We start from the raw sequence: 18,208 nt of genomic DNA, 5'->3' as shown, positions 1-18,208 counted from the left end.
ATGCTTCCTACCTTGAACGGGCGAATCCAGACCCGTCTGCTCGCGCTGAGCGTGATCGGCTTCGTCGTCGCGCTGCTCATCACCCCGTTCCTGCCGACCGGGTCCTCGAGCATCGGTCAGGCGTACCGGGTGACGTTGTCGGTGCTGCTGGCGACCGTTCTGGTCGGTGTGCTCTGGGAACTGCTCTACCACCTGCTCCAACAGTTCCGCTGGGAGAAGGACTGGCCGACCTTGTTCGGTCTGGTCACCATCCTCAATGAGGGAGCGCTGATCTGGGTGCTCGTGCGCTACACCACGGTGGTGCTGCCCGAGCATCTGCGTCCGTCGCTGGCTGCCTTCCTCATCCAGTTCGTCGTCACATGGGTCGCCTTCTGGCTCATCGTGAACGGGCCGATGCGGGTGGTCTTCCATCGGTGGCGCTTCCAAGGCGGCCGGTTCCTGTGAGCGCGCAGATCGAGGTGTTGCCCGGCGCCCACCTGGTGGCGAGCGCGAATGGCGCAGTCGTGGTCGTCGCGCACCGGGGCGACGGGCTCCTCACGGCGGACACGGCCGCTGCCCGCACGATGACGGCGCTGCTGGACATCGTGCGCGAAGCCGTCGCGCGCGACCGGCGCCGCAGCGGGCGCGCGGTGGCGCGACTGGCCACGACCTGGCTGATGGGCCTGTCCAACGGCGAGGAGGACGAAGTCGAATTCGGGGTGATCACGCCGGTGGACCAAGGTCTCGCGGTGTTCCTGCACGGTGGGGTCACCGCGGTGCTCGCCGGTCCGGGCCACACGGAGGTGCTGCGCGGCCGGGACGCCGGATTCACCGTCGACCGCATGGTGACGCCCGCACCCGGCAGCGGCGCCGGGTTGTTCGTGGACGAGGCGGGCTGGACCGCGGAATCGCTACCGGGGCGGGGGATTCTGTCGCTGGATGCGGGCACCGCGCCAGGGTCCGGCGCGGTGCTGTGGTCGGGCGCGATCGGTGATGAGCCGGACAGCCACGGTGACGCCGAGTCCCCGCGGCGACCGGACGCCGGATCCGCGCCGCCATCTTCCGTCGAGCCCCGGCCGGAGCCGCCGCACGTCGCGCCACGACCGGCGGCCGAACCGCATCGCGTCGAGGATCGGCCGCCGATGCCGGATCAGATGCCGCAACCGAGTCGCACCGCCGGACCGCAGGCGATGCTGCAACCACACCGGCCGGGCGGGCAGGCGGGTTCCGAGGCGTCCGAAGCGCAACCACGGCGGGCGCCGAGCCTGCGGAAGGGCGAGGAGTCCGGCGATGCCGCTACGGAAGTCGATCTCCAAGCGCCGGCGCGGCGGGCCACGCCACGCGAAGGCGTGACGCCTCCGGCGGCGAAGCCCGTACCACCGGCGCCGGACCAGAGCCCGGCGCGGCCCGCGCACCGCACCGATCGGGATCACGCGATCGCCAACGACGCGAATCTCGCCGAGACGATGGTTCCCTCGACCGGCGTCGTCGCCGACGCGCTCGGGTCGACCGGCTCGAACGCGCTGGGACATCGCGTGATCGTGCCGGGTTTCCAATGCGCCCGGCATCATCACAACGATCCTCGGGTGTCGTTCTGCGCGGTCTGCGGGATCCGGATGGATCAGCTCACCTGCGTGCTCAGCGAAGGGGTGCGCCCACCGCTCGGTGTGCTGCTACTGGACGACGGCACGTCGTTCGTCCTGGACAGCGACTGCGTTCTCGGCCGCGAACCGGAGCATTCGGACGCGGTCGCGCGTGGTGCGCGCCCGGTGCGGCTGGAGGACAGCTCGGGCGGAATGTCGCGTGCGCACGCGGAGATCCGCCTCGTCGACTGGGATGTCACGGTCGTGGACGGCGGTTCCACCAACGGCACCCACATCCGTCATCCCGGACGCCAGGACTGGGTCCGAGCGGTCCCCGGCCAGCCGATCGCCCTCACACCCGGAGCCCAGATCCAACTGGGCGGCCGTGTGCTCACCTTCGACTCCCAGCACGGCCAGCTGTAGCCGCGGGCGGCGTCGCTCAGGTGTGGCGGAAACGGATGATGCCCGACCACGGGGTGCGCATGGGTTTGCGGGGGTCGGGCTGGGGGAGATAGGTGAAGGGACGTAGGTACCAAGGCGCGCGGTGGAACTTGCGGGCGTGCAGCAGCAGGCTTTCCAGTTCGATCGGCTGCCAGCCGAGGTCTTCGAAGAAGCGGACGCCGTTGGCGGGTTCGAACTGCATCGGCGCGTTGGCGAAGGTGTCGCCGGAGCGCATCTTGCGCATGCCCAGACTCAGATCCAGCAGCCACCAGGCGATCTCGGGGCGGGCCAGTGCGGTCGCGAGATCGGTGACCGTCGGCGGGTCGAGGTACATCAGCAGCCCCTCGGTGAGCACCAGGGCCTTGGACGCGCCGGTGGCGTTCGGGCCGATCGCGCCGAGCGCCTCGTCGAGGAACTTCGTCCGCGCGTCCGGGTCGGCGAGGTCGACCGCGCGGCGGATGAGCACGCAGTGCGGCGTCTCGCCGGCGAGGGCGCTGTCCTTCTCGGCGACGATCTCGGGTAGGTCGGCCTCGATCCAGAGCAACTCGTCGGGCAGATCGAGCCGATAGGGGCGAGTGTCCAGACCGGCGGCGAGGTTGAGGACGCGGTCGCAGCCCTCGCCGATCGCTGTGGCTACGAGGTCATCGATCAGTTTGGTCCGGGTGACGATCGGCCACCCGTGGCGCATCACCCTAGGCGCGTTGTCGGCGATGGCGTGGCCGCGTTCGCCGGCCAGCCGGTCGGCGAACGGATCCTGGAACAGCGCGTCCGGGCGGATCGTCTCGCGTGCCCGGTAGGCCGCGACCCAGCGCGCGGTGTCCGAGACGTTGGACGGAACATCCCCTCGGGTCATGCGAGTCAGTCTGTCATATCCGTCCAGTCGGTTTCCGCGGCGGCTGTGGTGCCGGTTCGCGCAGGTCGCGGGCCTCAATGCGGGTGGAAGGCGTCGGAGCCGACCTCCGTGGGGTCGAGCAGATGGGCGAGGAACAGGCGGGTGGTCGGCGTCGGTGTGCGGGTGGTGATGGCATGCCAGGGACGATCCAGCGGGGTGCCCTCGACCGGGAGGACGCGCAGCGCGCCGTTCTCCAGGTCCTGGGAGATGGCGTCGCTGTGGATCAGCGTCACGCCGAGTCCTTCTCGCGCGGCGGCGAGGACGGCGCCGTGGGAGCCGAGAGTGAGCACGGGCGGTTCGATCCGGAGTTGGTCGAGCAAGGCGAGGGTGGCCTCGCGGGTGCCGGAGCCGCGCCCGCGCAGCAGCCAGGTGGTGCGCAGCGGATCGAGTTCCGGCAGGCCGACCACGACCAGGCGGCTGGGCCGCCGGGCGCGCACCACCAGCCCGGTGTCGCGTGGCGGGCGGCCCGCGATGACGAGATCCGTTTCGTGGTGCTGCAATTCGAGGAACAGCGCGTCGCGCGGATGCACCGACAGGCTCAGTTCGATGTCGGGGAACCGGCGGCGGAACGAGGCGAGCGGCCGCAGCAGGACGTACTCGCCCGCGGTGGCGACCACGCCGATTCGCAGCCGCCCGGTCTCGGCGCGGCGCACGGCCGCCTGCGCCTCCTTCATCAACCCGAGGATGCCGCGGCAGTACTCGGCGTAGACGCGCCCGGACTCGGTGAGCGCGATGCCGCGCCCGGACTTCGCGATGAGCTTTGCCCCCAGCTGTTTCTCGATGTGCGCGACGGCCGCGGAGACGGCGGCCTCGGTGATGTGCAACTGCGCCGCGGCGCGGCGGATGCTGCCGTGGCGGGCGACGGCCAGGAAGGTTTCCATCCGAGCCGCGCTCACCATACCCACCGGAGAACGGTAACAAACTCAACGAATATGTTGAGTATCGCGAGAAACAATCAAATTGTTTGTCGGTATCCGGCACGTCATCCTGGAAATCCCAAGGCACGCCCGTTCGCCCGGGTGCGGGTGTCCCGCAGTGGCACAGCAGGAGGAACGATGGCCGAAGAAACCGAACGCGACCGCTGGGATCCGGGTGTCCAATCCTATGCCTCGATGGGGTATTACGCGCCCGACTACCAGCCGTCGGATACCGACGTGCTCGCCGTGTTCCGGGTGACTCCGCAGCGCGGTGTCGATCCGATCGAGGCGGCGGCCGCGGTGGCGGGTGAATCCTCCACGGCGACCTGGACGGTGGTGTGGACCGACCGGCTCACCGCCCACTCGCGCTACCAGGCGAAGTGTTACCGCATCGACGAGGTCCCCGGGCGGCCGGGGGAGTACTTCGCCTATATCGCTTACGATCTCGACTTGTTCGAGGAGGGATCGATCACCAACCTGACCTCCTCGATCATCGGCAACGTGTTCGGGTTCAAGCCGCTGCTGGCGCTGCGGCTGGAGGACATGCGTATTCCGGTGGCGTACGTGAAGACGTTCCAAGGGCCGCCGCACGGCACGGTGATGGAACGCGAATATCTCAACAAATACGGCAGGCCGCTGCTCGGCGCGACGGTGAAACCGAAACTCGGGCTATCCGCCCGCAATTATGGACGCGTCATCTACGAGGCATGCAAAGGCGGCCTGGATTTCACCAAGGACGACGAGAACATCAACTCGCAGCCGTTCATGCGCTGGCGCGATCGGTACCTGTTCGCGATGGAGGGCGTCAACCGCGCGATGGCGGAGACCGGCGAAATCAAAGGGCATTACCTGAATGTGACCGCGGCGTCGATGGAGCAGATGTACGAGCGCGCGGAGTTCGCCAAGGAACTCGGCAGCGTCGTCATCATGATGGACCTCACCGTCGGCTTCACCGCGATGCAGTCGATGTCGCATTGGGCGCGCCGCAACGGGGTGCTGCTGCATCTGCATCGCGCGGGGCATTCCACCTACACGCGGCAGAAGACGCACGGCGTCAGCTTCCGGGTGCTGGCCAAGTGGTGCAGGCTGATCGGCGTCGACCATCTGCACGCGGGCACCGTGGTCGGGAAACTGGAGGGCGACCCGGCGACGACCAAGGGGTTCTACGACACGTTGCGGGAGAACCACATCCGGACCGAGCCGGCCAACGGGATCTTCTTCGACCAGTACTGGGCGAGCCTGCCCGGTGTGATGCCGGTGGCTTCCGGCGGCATCCATGCCGGGCAGATGCATCAGTTGCTCGACCTGTTCGGTGACGACGTGGTGCTGCAGTTCGGCGGTGGCACGATCGGGCATCCGCTCGGCATCGCCGCGGGCGCGGAGGCGAACCGGGTCGCGCTGGAGGCGGTCGTGCAGGCCCGCAACGAAGGCCGCGACCTGTTGAAGGAAGGCCCCGATGTGCTCAGGAAGGCGGCCGAGATCTGCCGTCCGCTCGATGTCGCGCTTGCGACCTGGGGCGATGTCACCTTCGACTACACCTCCACCGACGCGCCGGACGCCGTGCCGACGGCCAGCCGCTGACCATCCGGGAAGGACGAGCCGATGTATCTGAGGCACGGAACATTCTGCTACCTGCCGCCGCTGACCGACGAGCAGATCGCCGCCCAAGTGCGCTACGCGTTGCTCAACAGCTGGCCGGTATCCATCGAGTACACCGACGATCCGCACCCGCGTAATGCCTATTGGGAGATGTGGGGGCTGCCGCTGTTCGACTTGGACGAGCCCGACGGCGTACTGGCCGAGATCAACGCGTGCCGGGCGACTTTCCCCCGGCACTACGTGCGGGTGCTCGCCTACGACGCCCGCTACACCAGGCAGACGACGGCGCTGAGTTTCCTGGTGCAACGACCGCCCGACGAGCCGGGTTTCGTGCTCACCCGCACCGAGGGTCCCGACCGGATGCAGACATACGGCCTGCATTCGTATGCCACGACCGTCCGGCCGGGAGAGCGGTATGGCGGCTGAGCGCAACGGCTCCGGATTCCGTCTGCACCGGCCGGGGGCTGATGTCCCCGGCGCGGTGCGGACGGCGTCGCCCGATCCGGAAGAGCCGGAAATCCTGGCCGAGGACGCGGTGCTGGACTTGTCGAGCGACATCGCGGGTCACGACGTCGAGGAAACGTTGCGCAGGCTGGACGCGGAGTTGATCGGGCTGGCTCCGGTGAAGCGGCGGGTCCGCGAGATCGCGGCGCTGCTGTTGATCGACCGTGCCCGGCAGCGTTTCGGACTGACCTCCTCGCGGCCGACCATGCACATGAGCTTCACCGGCGGTCCCGGCACGGGCAAGACCACGGTGGCATTGCGGATGGCGCAGATGCTGCACGCCCTGGGCTACATCCGCAAACCGAAAGTGCACACGGTCACCCGCGACGATCTCGTTGGTCAGTTCATCGGGCACACCGCACCGAAAACCAAAGAGGCGCTGGCCAAGGCGGCGGGCGGGGTGCTGTTCATCGACGAGGCCTACTACCTGTTCCGGCCGGAGAACGAACGCGACTACGGGCAGGAGGTGATCGAGATCCTGTTGCAGGAGATGGAGAACGAACGCGCCAGCCTGGTGGTGATCTTCGCGGGCTACCCCGACCGGATGGACCGCTTCTTCTCCGCCAATCCGGGCCTGTCCTCGCGGGTGGCCCATCACCTGGAGTTCGCCGACTACACGCACGCGGAGCTGCTGGGAATCGCCGAGCTCATGGTGGCGGCGGAGAACTTCCACTTCGACGACGCGGCGCGGACCGCTTTCGGGGAGTACCTGGAACACCGGATGGCCCGCCCGCGCTTCTCCAACGCGCGCAGCGTCCGCAACGCGCTCGACCGTTGCCGGTTGCGGCAGGCCAAGCGTCTCGTGGAACTGCGCAGACCGCTGACCAAGACCGATTTGATCACGCTGACCGACCGGGATGTCTACGGCAGCAGCGTGTTCACCGACCCCGAGCCCGCCGGCGAGCCGACCGTGTGACCCCGGTGACGAGATCGAGGCGTTATGCCAGAAGGACTGAAGACCCTCACCCGCTTCACCATCGAACAGGAGCATCGGCATCCCGGATCGTCCGGTGAGTTCTCCGCGCTGGTGAACGTGATCGCGACCGCGACGAAGATCGTCGCCAATCAGGTCACCAGGGGCGCGATCGTCGGCTCGATCGGTGCGTCCGAGCCGGACAATCTGCCGCCGACGGTGCATCGCAAACTGGACGCGATCACCAACGACATCATCGTCGCCGAAACTCAATGGACCGGGCACCTTTCGGCGTTGCTGTCCGAACAGATCAGCGAGATCCATCCGGTGCCCGCCACCCATCGGCGCGGGAAGTACCTGCTGGCCTTCGATCCGCTGGACGGTTCGTCGAACATCGACGTGAATCTGCCGGTGGGCACCATCTTCAGCGTGCTGCGCGCGCCCGCGCAGGGCCCGGGCCCTGCGGCGGCCGACTTCCTGCAGCCCGGCGTCGAGCAGGTGTGCGCGGGGTTCACCCTGTACGGGCCCGCGACCATGCTGGTGCTGACGACCGGCAGCGGGGTCGACGGGTTCACCCTGGACCGGGAGATCGGCGCGTTCGTGCTGACCCACCCGCGGATGCGCATCCCCGAGGACACCTCTGGATTCGCGATCAACGCGGCGAATGAGCGGTTCTGGGAACGACCGGTGCGCCGCTACGTGCACGAGTGCCTCGACGGCGTCGACGGCCCCCGCGAGCGGGATTTCAATATGCGCTGGGTGGCCTCGCTGGTCGCCGACACCTTTCACATCCTGACCCGAGGCGGGGTGTACCTGTACCCCCGCGACACCCGCCCGCCCACGCGTCCGGGAAGGGTGGCATTGCTCTATGGCGCCAATCCGATCGCGTTCATCGTCGAACAGGCCGGGGGCTCGGCGACCACCGGCAGCGAGCGAGTGCTGGAAGTGACGCCCGGCGACGTCCATCAGCGGGTGCCGCTGATCTTCGGCTCCCGCAACGAAGTCGAGCGCATCGAGCGGTATCACCGCGAACCGGACGAGGGCCCCAGCTTCGACAGCTCGCTGTTCGGCAGGCGGTCGCTGTTTCGTCCGGCCCAGCGCTGAAGAGGAGAACCATGTCGGTCAAGCACCCGGTCGTCGCCATCACCGGGTCCTCCGGGGCGGGGACCTCCAGCGTGACGCGGACCTTCCAGGAGATCTTCCGCCGCGAAGAGATCAACGCGGCCATCGTCGAGGGCGACGCGTTCCACCGTTACGACCGCAACGAGATGAAACTGGCCATGGCCGAGGCGGAGCAGAGCCGCAATCTGCGGTTCTCGCATTTCGGGGAGGAGGCCAACCTGCTGAAGGAGCTGGAGACGCTGTTTCGCGACTACGGCGAGACCGGGGTCGGAACGGTGCGCCGGTACCTGCACGACGAGGCCGAGGCGAAGCCCTACGGCCAGCCGCCGGGCACCTTCACGCCGTGGGAGGAGCTGACGCCGGGCAGCGACCTGCTGTTCTACGAGGGCCTGCACGGCGCGGCGGTCACCTCCACCGTGGATGTGGCGCGATACACCGATCTGCTGGTCGGCGTCGTGCCGATCATCAATCTGGAGTGGATTCAGAAGGTGATCCGGGACAAGACCGAGCGCGGGTACTCCAGCGAGGCCGTGATCGATACGATCCTGCGGCGGATGCCGGACTACGTCACCTACATCTGCCCGCAATTCTCCCGCACCTACGTCAACTTCCAGCGGGTGCCGACCGTGGACACGTCCAATCCGTTCATCGCGCGCACCATTCCGACGGCGGACGAGAGTTTCGTGGTGATCCGGTTCGCCGACCCGAAGGTGATCGACTTCCCCTATCTGCTGTCGATGCTGCACGACTCGTTCATGTCGCGGACGAATTGCATCGTGGTGCCCGGCGGGAAGATGGAGCTGGCCATGCAGCTGATCTTCACGCCGCTGATCCTGCGGTTGATGGACAAGCGGCCGAAACGCTCGTACTGAGGCAGCTAGTCGGGGAGAAGAGGAACCGAGAGGCCCTCGCCGCGGGTGAGGAGGGCGGCGCGGGTGACGGCGGCGGAGCCGAAGCGCTTGCGCAAGTCGTCGAGGGTGGCGTCGAGGCTGTTGGTGGCACGGGCTTCGAAGGGCAGGGTGAGCTGGACGGAGTCGGCGTCGTCGAGGTTGGTCAGCGCGAGACCGATCAGGGTGAGGCCGCGTTCCTGGATGACCGGCATCGCCCCGGCGAGCAGGGTGCGGGCCGCGCTCAGGATCGTCTCGGTGTGGTCGGTGGCCCCGGCGAGAGTATGCGAGCGGGTGGCCCGGGTGAAATCGTCGAAACGGAGGCGCAGCACCACGGTTCGGCACACCCGGTCGGCGGTGCGTAGGCGACGGCCGAGCCGATCGGTGAGCCCGTGCAGATAGGCCTCGATCTCGTCCTGCGGCCGGTGCTTGCGGCCAAGGGCACGCTGGGCGCCGATCGAGCGCCGCCGCCGGCCGGTCTCGACTCGGCGCGGGTCACGCGCCCAGGACAAGGCGTAGAGGTGGCGTGCCGCGGCGGGACCGAGGATCGCCCGTAGCGGGCGCTCGCCGAGCTCGGCCAGTTGGCCCACCCGCGTGATGCCGTGCGCGTGCAACGTGCGCGCGGTGACATCGCCTACACCCCAGAGCCTTTCGACCGGCAGCGGATGCAGGAAGTCCAGTTCGCCGTCCGGCGGCACCAGCCGTAATCCGTCGGGTTTGGCGACGGCGCTGGCCACCTTGGCGAGGAACTTGGTGCGAGCGATGCCCACCGAGATGGGCAGGCCGACGCGGTCGCGGACTTCCGCACGCAGCCGCGTCGCGATGGCGACGGGCTCGCCCGCGATCCGGCGCAGTCCGCCGACGTCGAGAAAGGCCTCGTCGATCGAGACGCCCTCGACCACGGGTGTGGTGTCGCGGAAGATCTCGAAGACGGCTCTGCTCGCCTCTGCGTAGGCGGACATGCGCGGCGGCACCACGATCGCGTGCGGGCACAGCCGGCGCGCCTGTCCGCCGTTCATCGGGGTGCGCACTCCGAACGCCTTCGCTTCGTAGCTGGCCGCCAGGACGACGCCGCCGCCGACGATCACTGGTTTGCCGCGCAGCCACGGGTCGTCCCGCTGCTCGACCGAGGCATAGAAGGAGTCGAGGTCGGCATGCAGGATCGATGCCTCCGGCCGCGCGAGAATCCGGGGTCTGCCGGATCGGGAGACGGGCGCGTCGGACACGAACATATGTTCGCATATGGCCCCGACAGGGTGCGGTCGGAGCGGGCGGATCTACTGGTTGCCTCCGTAGTAACCCACCCAAACCGGTAACCTGTTCCCACGACGGGGCACAGCTCGGATGAGGGAGTCGGTACGGTGCGTGGATTCGGGGATCTGGAGGCGGTGATCATGGACCGCATCTGGGATCAGGACGCAGAGGACACAACGGTGCGTGAGATCTTCGACGAACTGTCGGCTCAGCGCGACATCGCGTATACGACGGTGATGTCGACCATGGACAACCTGCATCGCAAGGGGTGGCTGGCGCGCGAACGCGCGGGCAAGGCCTATCGATATTGGCCGACGCTCACCAGGGAAGAACACAGCGCCCGGCTCATGCTGGAGGCGCTGGGTTCCGGCGGACGCTCGGATCTGGTGCTCAGCCATTTCGTCGATCGGATCAGCGCCGAGGAGTCGGCTGGGCTGCGTGCCGCGCTACGCAGACTCGCGGCGCGTAAGTCACCAGAAGTGCCGTGAGCCTGGCCCTGGCTCTGACGTTGTACGGCGGCGTCGTGGCGGCCTTCGGTCCGCCCGTGCTGCGCAGACTGACCCATCGCGGGATCGCGCCGCGGCTGGGTGTGATCGCCTGGGTGGTCGCGATCATCGGTGCGCTGAGCGCATGGGGGGTCGCGGCGGCGGTGCTGACCGTCGAGTTCGCCACCTACTGGGGACATCCGAAGGACGCGTTGCACGCGTGCGCCTCGTTCCTGTGGGCTCCGGTGGATGCGCACGGCGCCGCGGCCGGCCGTGCGGCCACGTTCGCGGTGGCGGCCCTGGTGTCCACCGGAACCGTCGCGCTGGTGGCGCGCGCCGTGGGAGTCGTGCTGGACATGCGCAGGCGCACCAGCGTCCACGCGCGCGCGGTCCGTCTGGTCGGCAGGCCGGTGCCGGGAATCGGGGCGGTCGTGCTCGACTCACCGGAGCGGCAGGTGTATTGCGTGCCGGGACGACCCGACACCATCGTGGTCACCACCGCCGCGCTGGCGGCGCTGGACGAGGATCAACTCGCCGCGGTACTCGCGCACGAACGCGCGCACCTGTCCGGCAGGCACGCGGCGTTGACCGCGGTGCTGCGCGGGGTGGCCACCACACTGCCCGGCTTGCGGTTGTTCACCGGTGGTGCGGCCGAGATCGCCCGCCTGCTGGAGATGTGCGCCGACGACAAGGCCGCCGACGAGCACGGTTCGCTGCCGCTGTTGGGCGGGCTGCTGGCGATCGTCGGCATCGTCGAGCCCGCGCCGCCGGGTGCGCTGGCCGCGGCGGGGACGGCGGTACTGGCCCGCGCCGAACGGCTGGCCGACCCGGTCGGCGCGATTCGGCGCGCCACCACCCGCACCGCTTTGCTCGGCGTGATCGCGATGACGGTCGCCGGGTCGGCGCTGGCCGCCGCGCTGGTCGCCTGCGCGGGCACGATGCTGAACTGAGCAGGAGAAGGAGCGCGAATGCGGGCCACCTGGGATCAGGTTTTCGCCTGGCGGCTGGACCGGCACTATGTCTTGTCCCGGACCGACGAAGGTGCGGTAGCGGTGGCCGGGCGTCTGTGCGGTGTCCAGGCTCAGGTCACCTCGGCGGCCGAACTGGCGGTCGCACTGCGCAGCACGAAGCCCGAATCCGGCGCGCTGGTGCGCGCGCTCGACGAGGGCGCGCTGATGAAGACCTGGGCGATGCGCGGCACGCTGCACGCGCTGCCTTCAGAACAGGCCGCCGCCGTTCTCGCGCTCATCGGTTCCGCGCGCACCTGGGAGAAACCCTCGTGGCAGAAGAACTTCGGCGCTTCGCCCACGGAGGTGGCGGCACTGACCGAGGCGGTCGCGCAGGTACTCGACGCCGCGGTGCTCACCCGGGAGGAGTTGGTCGAAGCCCTGGTGTCCGCACCGGAATTCCATCGGCTGGGGGAGGAACTGCGATCCGGTTGGGGTGCGCTGCTCAAACCACTGGCCTGGCAGGGCGTGCTGTGTCACGGCCCGGTACGAGGCACCAAAGTGACGTTCACCAGTCCCGCGCACCTGGTGCGCGACTGGCCCGGCCTGCCCGATCTCGACGCCGCGGCGCGGGTGGCGATCCTCGGCTATCTCGGCGCCCACGGCCCGGCGACGCCGGAGACCTTCGACGCCTGGCTCAGCCGCAACAGCCTGCGCAAGACCACGGTGCGCCGCTGGTTCGCCGAGTTGGGCGACCTGATCACCGAGATCGACGTGGAGGGCCGCCGCGCCTTCCTGCCGACCGACCAGGTCGACGCACTGGCCGCCGCCGCGCCGAGTGCGCCGGTGCACCTGCTCGGCGCCTTCGATCAATACGTGCTGGGACCGGGCACCGGTGACACCGAGCTGCTGCCTGCCGCGCACCGTGCGAAGGTGAGCCGCGCCGCGGGCTGGATCTCACCGATCGTCGTGGTGGGTGGGCGCATCGCGGGTGTCTGGGAGCTCGCCGAGGACGCCGTCGAGATCACCATGTTCGACGGTGCGCCGTTGCCTGCGCGGGGCCTGGAAGCGGCCGTCGCCCACGTGGCGCTGGCGGCCGGGCGCGAGAGCCTCACGGTGCGAGTCGCGTAGCGTTGCCACGCTGTGGCATAAGGGTGTCGCAGGCTGTCGAGGACGCACTGCCGACCGAAACGGGCTACTGATGCCGATTCTGCCGCTCGTGGTCCGGCGATTTCAGCGCCCAGCCGCTGAACCGCCCGTCGCGTGGGACCCTGGTCGGCGTCCGGTGCTGTTCGGACGTCGACCAGGGATCGACCAAGTGTGCGGGACGAATCGGCCGATGACAGCCACTACGGACAGCGCCGCGATGGATCCGGAAATTGCGGCCGCGGATCGCCGAGCAATTGGCGGCGCGACCCGCGCTTTCGAATCGGCGCTGTCGAGCGGAGTGTCACGCACGGGCCATGGGCTTGGATCCGGATCAGGCGACGGCCGACTCGATAGCCGATTCTGGCTGTGCGACAGTAGGTCTCGGCATACGCGCGGTCGCGCCGACCAAACCCGCGAGGACCGCGACAACGGCCGTCGCGTACCACCCGTGCCGGAACGCGTCGAGTGTCGCCTCCGGGCTTGTGGGTGAGCCGAGCACCGCGACCAGGCCCGCGACGCCGACGGCGAGACCGAGCTGGCGCGCCATGCTCAGCACCGCCGATCCGGTGGCGAACCGCTGCGGCGGCAGTCCGCCGGTGCCCGCGGCGAAGGCGGTCGGCAGGGTGAGCCCGACGCCGATGCCGCTGACCACCATGCCGCCGAGCAGGCCACCGACATAGTCGGGCGTCAGGGTGATCGCCCGCGCCCACCACAGCATGCCCGCGCCGAACACGATCCCGCCCGCGGCGATGACCGGCCCGGCCCCGATCCGGCCGATCAGCCGTCCCGCCAGGGCGGCGACCACCGGCACCATCAGCGGGCCGGGCGCGATGGCCAGTCCGGTGCGCAACGCCGACCAATCCCAGACGTTCTGCGCCCACAGCACCACCGACAGCAGCATCGCGCCGAAGGCCACGTTGAACAACACCGCGTTGCCGGTCATCCAGGCGAAGTTGGGCGCGCGCAGCAGCGCCGGATCCACCACCGGGCTGTGGTGCCGGGCCGAGGAGACGACGAACGCCACCGTCAGGATCGCCGCCAGCGCGAACGCGACCAGCACCCGCGCCGACGACCAGCCCCAGCCTTCGCCCTTGACCAGGCCGAGCACCAGGCTCGCGATGGCCCCGACCAGCAACGCCGCACCAAGCAGGTCGGGCAGCCGCCCGCCGTCGCCCTCGGGATCGGGCAGCGTCCGCAGTCCGACCACCACGGCGGCCAGACCGATCGGCACATTCACCAGAAATACCCAGCGCCAGCCGAATTCGACGAGAAGGCCGCCGAGGACCGGGCCGAGCGCCGCGCCGAGCCCGCCGAAGGCGACCCACAGCCGCACGGCGGCGGCGCGGCGCGATGGCGGGCTGGCCGCGAGCACCAAGCCGAGCGAGGCGGGTGTCAGCAGCGCGCCGCCGACTGCCTGGAGCACGCGGAACAACACCAGCGACCCGACGTCCCAGGCGGTGGCGCACAGTGCCGATCCGACGACGAAGATCACCAGCCCGAGCAGGAAGGTGGTCCGGATGCTGCGACGGTCGCCCAGTCGTCCCGCCGGGACCAGCAGCGCGGCGAACACGATCGCGTAGGCGTTGAGTACCCAGGACAGTCCCGAGATCTGCGCTCCGCCGAGGTCGGCGGCCATGTCCGGCAGGGCGACGTTGACGATGAACAGGTCCAGGCTCGACAGCAGGACGCCGAGGGAGACGACGGCGAGCACGACCCGGTAGTCGGTGGCCCGGTTGGGCGGCGTGGATGGAGAATGCACGATCGTCTCCGTTCAGCCGAGCACGCGGCGGGTCTGGCGGGCCGAGGCGAGCAGCAGGCCGCTTCGATCCCAGATCGAAGTGTCGTCCACCGACCAGCCGCCGCCGGTCGAGGCGTTCACCGTGCGCACCAGCACCGGCGAGCCCTCGGTCGGTACGTCGTGCAGGTGCATCGACAACGCCACGGTGGGAATCGCGACGGGCGCGCGCAGTGTGGGAAAGACGGCGGGCGGCAGGGCATCGGCGAGGATCGCGAGGGCCGCGGCATCGGTGGGCAACTCGGGGACGAGTTCGATCCACGCGCACATCATCGGTTCGTCCGCACCGGTCAGCGGCAGCGGCCCGGCTGCCGGACGGATGTCGAAATGAGCGCCCGCGGGAACGATTTCGGGCGGGAGGGCGAAGTGCGCACAGGAATCGGGATCGGGCACTCGCGGCGCGGGCGCGCCTGCGTAATCCGCGACGCCCGACGCCATGGCGCGACCGAGCGTGACGGACGCCCCGGCGACCGGGCTGCCGTCCTGGTCGGCGCCCACCTCCACCACGACGGTGCTGCGGCCGACGGCGCGTGCGGTCGCGTGGAAGGTGAGCACTTCGTCCGTGGGGCGGCCCAGGAACCGGAGGTCCACGGCCCGCACCGGCAGCGGTTCCGCGGCGGCCGCGCGAGCCACCTCGATGAGCAGTGCCGCGATCACGCCGCCGTGCGGGCCGGTCCAGCCGCGCCAGGACCGGTCGACGCGCGCCTGCCACCCAGCGGTGCCGGTCTCGGTGAGCGCGAACTCCTCGGCGAGCGTCCGCTTAGTGAGTTGTTTCATGCAACGCACCATAAGCGAGTGAGTTCTATGAAGCAACCGACTATGCTGACGGATATGCGCAGGACGAGCTTCGAGGACATGAACTGCTCGCTGGCCCAGTGCCTCGAGGTGGTCGGAGAGTGGTGGACGCTGCTGATCGTGCGTGACGCTCTGTTCGGCGTGACGCGCTTCGACGACTTCCACGCCCGTCTCGGCATCGCCCGCAACGTGCTCACCCAGCGTCTCGAGCATCTGATCGAGCATGGGGTACTGACCAGAGAGCCATACCAGGACAATCCGGTTCGCTACGACTACCGGCTCACCCCGAAAGGCCGTTCGCTGTGGCTTGTCGTCACCGCGATGCGTCAGTGGGGCGACGAATGGGCCGCCCCGGACGGCCCGCCGGTGCAGACCGTACACACCGCGTGCGGGAACCTCGCGACCGTCGAACCGGTGTGCTCCGAGTGTGGTGAGCACATCGCACCACGCGACCTGCGCCCCGTTCTCGGCCCCGGCGCCAAGGATCCTTCCCTCCTGCCATCGCGCTGAGGCGGGTGCGGCCGGTTCCGCGTTCACCGCCGCGCGGCGATAGGCTGCGGCGGTGGCGGACGGGCGAGTGCGGCAACTGATCGACACGGTGGCGTGGGTGCGCATCGAGGAGGGACGCATTCTCTGCGCCAGACCGCGCGGCAAAGGCGTCTTCTACATCCCGGGCGGCAAGCGCGAGGGCGCCGAAACCGACCTGCAGACACTGCTCCGCGAGATCGAGGAGGAACTCACCGTCGCCCTGCTGCCGGAGACCGCAGCGCATGTCGGCACCTACGAGGCGGTGCACGGCCCGACGGATGGCGCGCTGGTGCGGATGAGTTGCTACACCGCGGATTATCGTGGAACGCTGGCCGCCAGCAGTGAGATCGAAGAGGTCGCGTGGTTCTCCTATGCCGATCGCGCCCTCGTACCCCCCGTTGATCAGCTGCTGTTCGATGATCTGGTGCACGCGGGTCTGCTGCGGTGAATCGCGGGCCGAACAGCGCTACCGTCGGCGATATGTCCTGGTTTCGGCCGCTTCTGCGCTACGCAGCCTACGCACTCCGGGCGCTGCCCCTGGCGGCGCGGCGAATTCCCACCCGATTGCGCGTGCCGCGGCGAATGCTCGGCGAATCCGTTCTGCCGCATAAATTCTCGGCTCTCCGGTCGGTGTCGCACTCGGTGCTCAGTGGTGGGGTGGGCCTGGTGACGTGGTTCCTGGCGTTCCTCGCGGCCCTGGGCGCGTTCCGCGGAGTCTGCTATCCGCTCGTCGCGAGTGATGATCTCGAAGATTCCTGGGGTGGCCCGACATTGGCGGGGGCGTGGGCGGTGCACGCGGCGCTCGGTGTCGGGTTGCTGCCGGTGTGGTTGCTGGCCCTGGCCGGACTCGGCGCGTTCCAATTGCGGCTGACCCGCGGTTTGCTCGGCCGGAACGGGCCGCGGTGGCCCGCTCCGGCGGCGGTCGTGCTCGTCGCCGGTGGCGCGCTGCTGTTCGTCGCCTGGCTGCGGCAGGTGTGAGCCCGGAACTCTCGGGGTTTTCAGTCGCCTAGGGAGTGCACCGCGTGTGAACACGCGGCGCGATCAGGTGGTGGCGTGTGCGCGCTGTGCCCGCTGGATCAGATGCTCGACGAGGGTGAGCAGGACGTCTTTGCAAGAGCTGCGGTCGCGGGCGTCGCAGAGCATGACGGGGGTCACCGTGTCGAGGTCGAGGGCGTCACGCACTTCGTCGATGGTGTATCGCGGTGCGCCGTCGAAGCAGTTGACGCCCACCATGAACGGCAGACCACGCCGCTCGAAGAAGTCCACGGCGGCGAAGGAGTTGCCCAGTCTGCGGGTGTCGGCCAGCACGACCGCGCCGAGCGCGCCGCGCGCGAGTTCGTCCCACAGGAACCAGAACCGATCCTGGCCGGGCGTGCCGAACAGGTAGAGCACCAGCTCACGGTCGATGGTGAGCCTGCCGAAGTCCAAGGCGACCGTGGTCGTGGACTTCTGCTCGACGCCCGACAGATCGTCGATGCCGGTGCTCACCTCGGTGATCAGTTCTTCGGTGCGCAGTGGCGCGACTTCGCTGATCGCGGAGACCATCGTGGTCTTGCCGACGCCGAACCCGCCGGCGACGAGGATCTTGACCGAGGCGGCCAGTTGCGGTGTGCCGCTCGGGTCAAAGTTTTCGGATTCCATCCAGTACCGCTCGCAATATGTTGAGGTCATCGGGTCCGGCCTCCGTCGGAACGGGAGCGCGGAAGATCAGTTGCCCGTCGCCGATCAGGTCACCGACGAGGATCTTCGTCACCGCCAGCGGCAAACGCAACTGTGCGGAGAGTTCGGCGACGGTCTGCGAGACCCGGGACAGGCGAAGGATTTCGGCGTACTCGGGTTCACTGCGTCGCAGTGCGGCCGCGGAGGTGTCCGCGACCACGGTGGTGAGCATATCCAGTTCGGGTCCGGCGCCGCTGGTGCGCCCGCGCGTGAGCGCGTAGGGACGCACCAGCGGACCGGCCGCCTCGTCGAACCAGGGCTCACGCGGATTGGTCATGGCGGTCGCTATTCGACATGTCCGACGAGGTCTTGGCGCGGAGTTGTGGACAGGTAGTTGCCTACGCGCTGGACGGTGAGGTTCATCTCGTAGGCCACCATGCCGAGATTGGCCGATTCGGCGGCCTGCAGTGCCAGGCAGGCGTTGTCGCCCGCGGAGGTCACGAACAGCACCGCGCGGTCCAGTTCGATGACCGCCTGGCGGACCCCGCCGCCGTCGAATCGGTTGCCCGCGCTGCGCGCCAGCCCGTAGAGCGCCGAGGACATCGCACCGAAGTGTTCGGCGTCCTCGCGGTTCATTCCGCTGGAGCGGCCCAGCAGCAGCCCGTCGGTGGACAGCACCACCGCGTGGCGCACGCCGGCCAGCCGGTCGACGAGATCGTCGAGCAGCCAATTGAGATCACCTGCGGGAGAAGCGGACAC

The 18,208-nt window shown here is 69.0% G+C and carries 21 protein-coding genes; 13 read left to right on the top strand and 8 right to left on the bottom strand.

Annotated elements, in window-relative coordinates; translation table 11 throughout:
- Together ACFV2O_RS28465 and ACFV2O_RS28460 are read left to right on the top strand one after the other, a co-directional pair.
- Window positions 1–444, top strand: coding sequence for a hypothetical protein (locus ACFV2O_RS28465; protein WP_379254444.1), 444 nt, complete (start codon window positions 1–3; stop codon window positions 442–444).
- A complete protein-coding gene (locus ACFV2O_RS28460; RefSeq protein ID WP_379254443.1) occupies window positions 441–1,985 on the top strand; it encodes an FHA domain-containing protein in 1,545 nt (514 codons plus the stop codon). Before ACFV2O_RS28465 ends, ACFV2O_RS28460 begins: the two co-directional genes overlap by 4 nt.
- Before the next feature lie 16 nt (window positions 1,986–2,001).
- Here the strand turns inward: ACFV2O_RS28460 and ACFV2O_RS28455 are convergent, their stop codons facing one another.
- Window positions 2,002–2,856 (bottom strand): class I SAM-dependent methyltransferase, encoded by an 855-nt coding sequence (locus ACFV2O_RS28455; protein ID WP_379254442.1) that lies wholly within the window; start codon window positions 2,854–2,856, stop codon window positions 2,002–2,004.
- 74 nt (window positions 2,857–2,930) lie between these two features.
- On the bottom strand, window positions 2,931–3,794 hold the full coding sequence (locus tag ACFV2O_RS28450; RefSeq protein WP_379254548.1) for a LysR family transcriptional regulator: 864 nt from the start codon (window positions 3,792–3,794) through the stop codon (window positions 2,931–2,933).
- Between the two features lie 156 nt (window positions 3,795–3,950).
- Between ACFV2O_RS28450 and ACFV2O_RS28445 the strand changes: the two genes are divergently transcribed.
- Genes ACFV2O_RS28445 through ACFV2O_RS28425 form a run of 5 tightly spaced genes read left to right on the top strand, consistent with a single transcriptional unit; the run spans window position 3,951 to window position 8,822 of the window.
- Complete coding sequence (locus ACFV2O_RS28445; protein ID WP_355073982.1) at window positions 3,951–5,393, top strand: form I ribulose bisphosphate carboxylase large subunit; 1,443 nt, start codon at window positions 3,951–3,953, stop codon at window positions 5,391–5,393.
- A gap of 21 nt (window positions 5,394–5,414) precedes the next feature.
- Window positions 5,415–5,837 carry a ribulose bisphosphate carboxylase small subunit gene (locus ACFV2O_RS28440; protein ID WP_355073980.1) on the top strand — a complete coding sequence of 141 codons (423 nt, stop codon included), beginning with the start codon at window positions 5,415–5,417 and terminating at the stop codon, window positions 5,835–5,837.
- Window positions 5,827–6,831, top strand: coding sequence for an AAA family ATPase (locus ACFV2O_RS28435; protein WP_355073978.1), 1,005 nt, complete (start codon window positions 5,827–5,829; stop codon window positions 6,829–6,831). Before ACFV2O_RS28440 ends, ACFV2O_RS28435 begins: the two co-directional genes overlap by 11 nt.
- A 24-nt stretch (window positions 6,832–6,855) precedes the next feature.
- Entirely contained in the window at window positions 6,856–7,932 is a 1,077-nt protein-coding gene (locus ACFV2O_RS28430) for a class 1 fructose-bisphosphatase (RefSeq protein WP_355073977.1), read from the top strand.
- Window positions 7,933–7,943: 11 nt separating this feature from the next.
- Complete coding sequence (locus ACFV2O_RS28425) at window positions 7,944–8,822, top strand: phosphoribulokinase (protein ID WP_355073975.1); 879 nt, start codon at window positions 7,944–7,946, stop codon at window positions 8,820–8,822.
- Between the two features lie 5 nt (window positions 8,823–8,827).
- Here the strand turns inward: ACFV2O_RS28425 and dinB are convergent, their stop codons facing one another.
- Window positions 8,828–10,069, bottom strand: coding sequence for a DNA polymerase IV (dinB, locus tag ACFV2O_RS28420; RefSeq protein WP_379254440.1), 1,242 nt, complete (start codon window positions 10,067–10,069; stop codon window positions 8,828–8,830).
- A gap of 129 nt (window positions 10,070–10,198) precedes the next feature.
- Between dinB and ACFV2O_RS28415 the strand changes: the two genes are divergently transcribed.
- From ACFV2O_RS28415 to ACFV2O_RS28405, 3 genes are read left to right on the top strand one after another with little or no spacing between them, the layout of a single operon-like run.
- Window positions 10,199–10,579 carry a BlaI/MecI/CopY family transcriptional regulator gene (locus ACFV2O_RS28415; RefSeq protein ID WP_043691105.1) on the top strand — a complete coding sequence of 127 codons (381 nt, stop codon included), beginning with the start codon at window positions 10,199–10,201 and terminating at the stop codon, window positions 10,577–10,579.
- Window positions 10,576–11,526 (top strand): M56 family metallopeptidase, encoded by a 951-nt coding sequence (locus ACFV2O_RS28410; RefSeq protein ID WP_355073971.1) that lies wholly within the window; start codon window positions 10,576–10,578, stop codon window positions 11,524–11,526. The genes ACFV2O_RS28415 and ACFV2O_RS28410 overlap by 4 nt, the downstream gene beginning before the upstream one ends.
- A gap of 18 nt (window positions 11,527–11,544) precedes the next feature.
- Entirely contained in the window at window positions 11,545–12,654 is a 1,110-nt protein-coding gene (locus tag ACFV2O_RS28405; protein WP_379254438.1) for a DNA glycosylase AlkZ-like family protein, read from the top strand.
- A 349-nt stretch (window positions 12,655–13,003) separates the two neighbouring features.
- On the opposite strand, the gene ACFV2O_RS28400 is transcribed toward ACFV2O_RS28405, so the two are convergent.
- Together ACFV2O_RS28400 and ACFV2O_RS28395 are read right to left on the bottom strand one after the other, a co-directional pair.
- Window positions 13,004–14,431 (bottom strand): MFS transporter, encoded by a 1,428-nt coding sequence (locus tag ACFV2O_RS28400; RefSeq protein ID WP_379254437.1) that lies wholly within the window; start codon window positions 14,429–14,431, stop codon window positions 13,004–13,006.
- 12 nt (window positions 14,432–14,443) lie between these two features.
- Window positions 14,444–15,244, bottom strand: coding sequence for a thioesterase family protein (locus tag ACFV2O_RS28395; RefSeq protein WP_379254436.1), 801 nt, complete (start codon window positions 15,242–15,244; stop codon window positions 14,444–14,446).
- A 54-nt stretch (window positions 15,245–15,298) separates the two neighbouring features.
- Between ACFV2O_RS28395 and ACFV2O_RS28390 the strand changes: the two genes are divergently transcribed.
- From ACFV2O_RS28390 to ACFV2O_RS28380, 3 genes are read left to right on the top strand one after another with little or no spacing between them, the layout of a single operon-like run.
- Complete coding sequence (locus ACFV2O_RS28390) at window positions 15,299–15,772, top strand: winged helix-turn-helix transcriptional regulator (protein WP_379254434.1); 474 nt, start codon at window positions 15,299–15,301, stop codon at window positions 15,770–15,772.
- 52 nt (window positions 15,773–15,824) lie between these two features.
- Window positions 15,825–16,238: an NUDIX domain-containing protein gene (locus tag ACFV2O_RS28385; protein WP_355073963.1), complete on the top strand. Its 414-nt coding sequence runs from the start codon at window positions 15,825–15,827 to the stop codon at window positions 16,236–16,238.
- Window positions 16,239–16,270: 32 nt separating this feature from the next.
- Window positions 16,271–16,768, top strand: a complete 498-nt coding sequence (locus tag ACFV2O_RS28380; RefSeq protein ID WP_356964327.1) for a hypothetical protein — start codon at window positions 16,271–16,273, stop codon at window positions 16,766–16,768.
- Window positions 16,769–16,831: 63 nt separating this feature from the next.
- Here the strand turns inward: ACFV2O_RS28380 and ACFV2O_RS28375 are convergent, their stop codons facing one another.
- Genes ACFV2O_RS28375 through ACFV2O_RS28365 form a run of 3 tightly spaced genes read right to left on the bottom strand, consistent with a single transcriptional unit; the run spans window position 16,832 to window position 18,208 of the window.
- On the bottom strand, window positions 16,832–17,431 hold the full coding sequence (locus ACFV2O_RS28375) for an ATP/GTP-binding protein (protein ID WP_355074427.1): 600 nt from the start codon (window positions 17,429–17,431) through the stop codon (window positions 16,832–16,834).
- Window positions 17,412–17,786: a DUF742 domain-containing protein gene (locus tag ACFV2O_RS28370; protein WP_356964326.1), complete on the bottom strand. Its 375-nt coding sequence runs from the start codon at window positions 17,784–17,786 to the stop codon at window positions 17,412–17,414. The genes ACFV2O_RS28375 and ACFV2O_RS28370 overlap by 20 nt, the downstream gene beginning before the upstream one ends.
- Before the next feature lie 8 nt (window positions 17,787–17,794).
- Window positions 17,795–18,208 carry a roadblock/LC7 domain-containing protein gene (locus ACFV2O_RS28365; protein ID WP_355073958.1) on the bottom strand — a complete coding sequence of 138 codons (414 nt, stop codon included), beginning with the start codon at window positions 18,206–18,208 and terminating at the stop codon, window positions 17,795–17,797.

It is taken from the genome of Nocardia sp. NPDC059691, from assembly GCF_042733915.1.
In the GTDB taxonomy this organism is placed as follows: Bacteria; Actinomycetota; Actinomycetes; order Mycobacteriales; family Mycobacteriaceae; genus Nocardia; species Nocardia sichangensis.
Note: the sequence above shows the minus strand (reverse complement) of the source record. Positions and strands in the feature narration are given on the sequence as shown.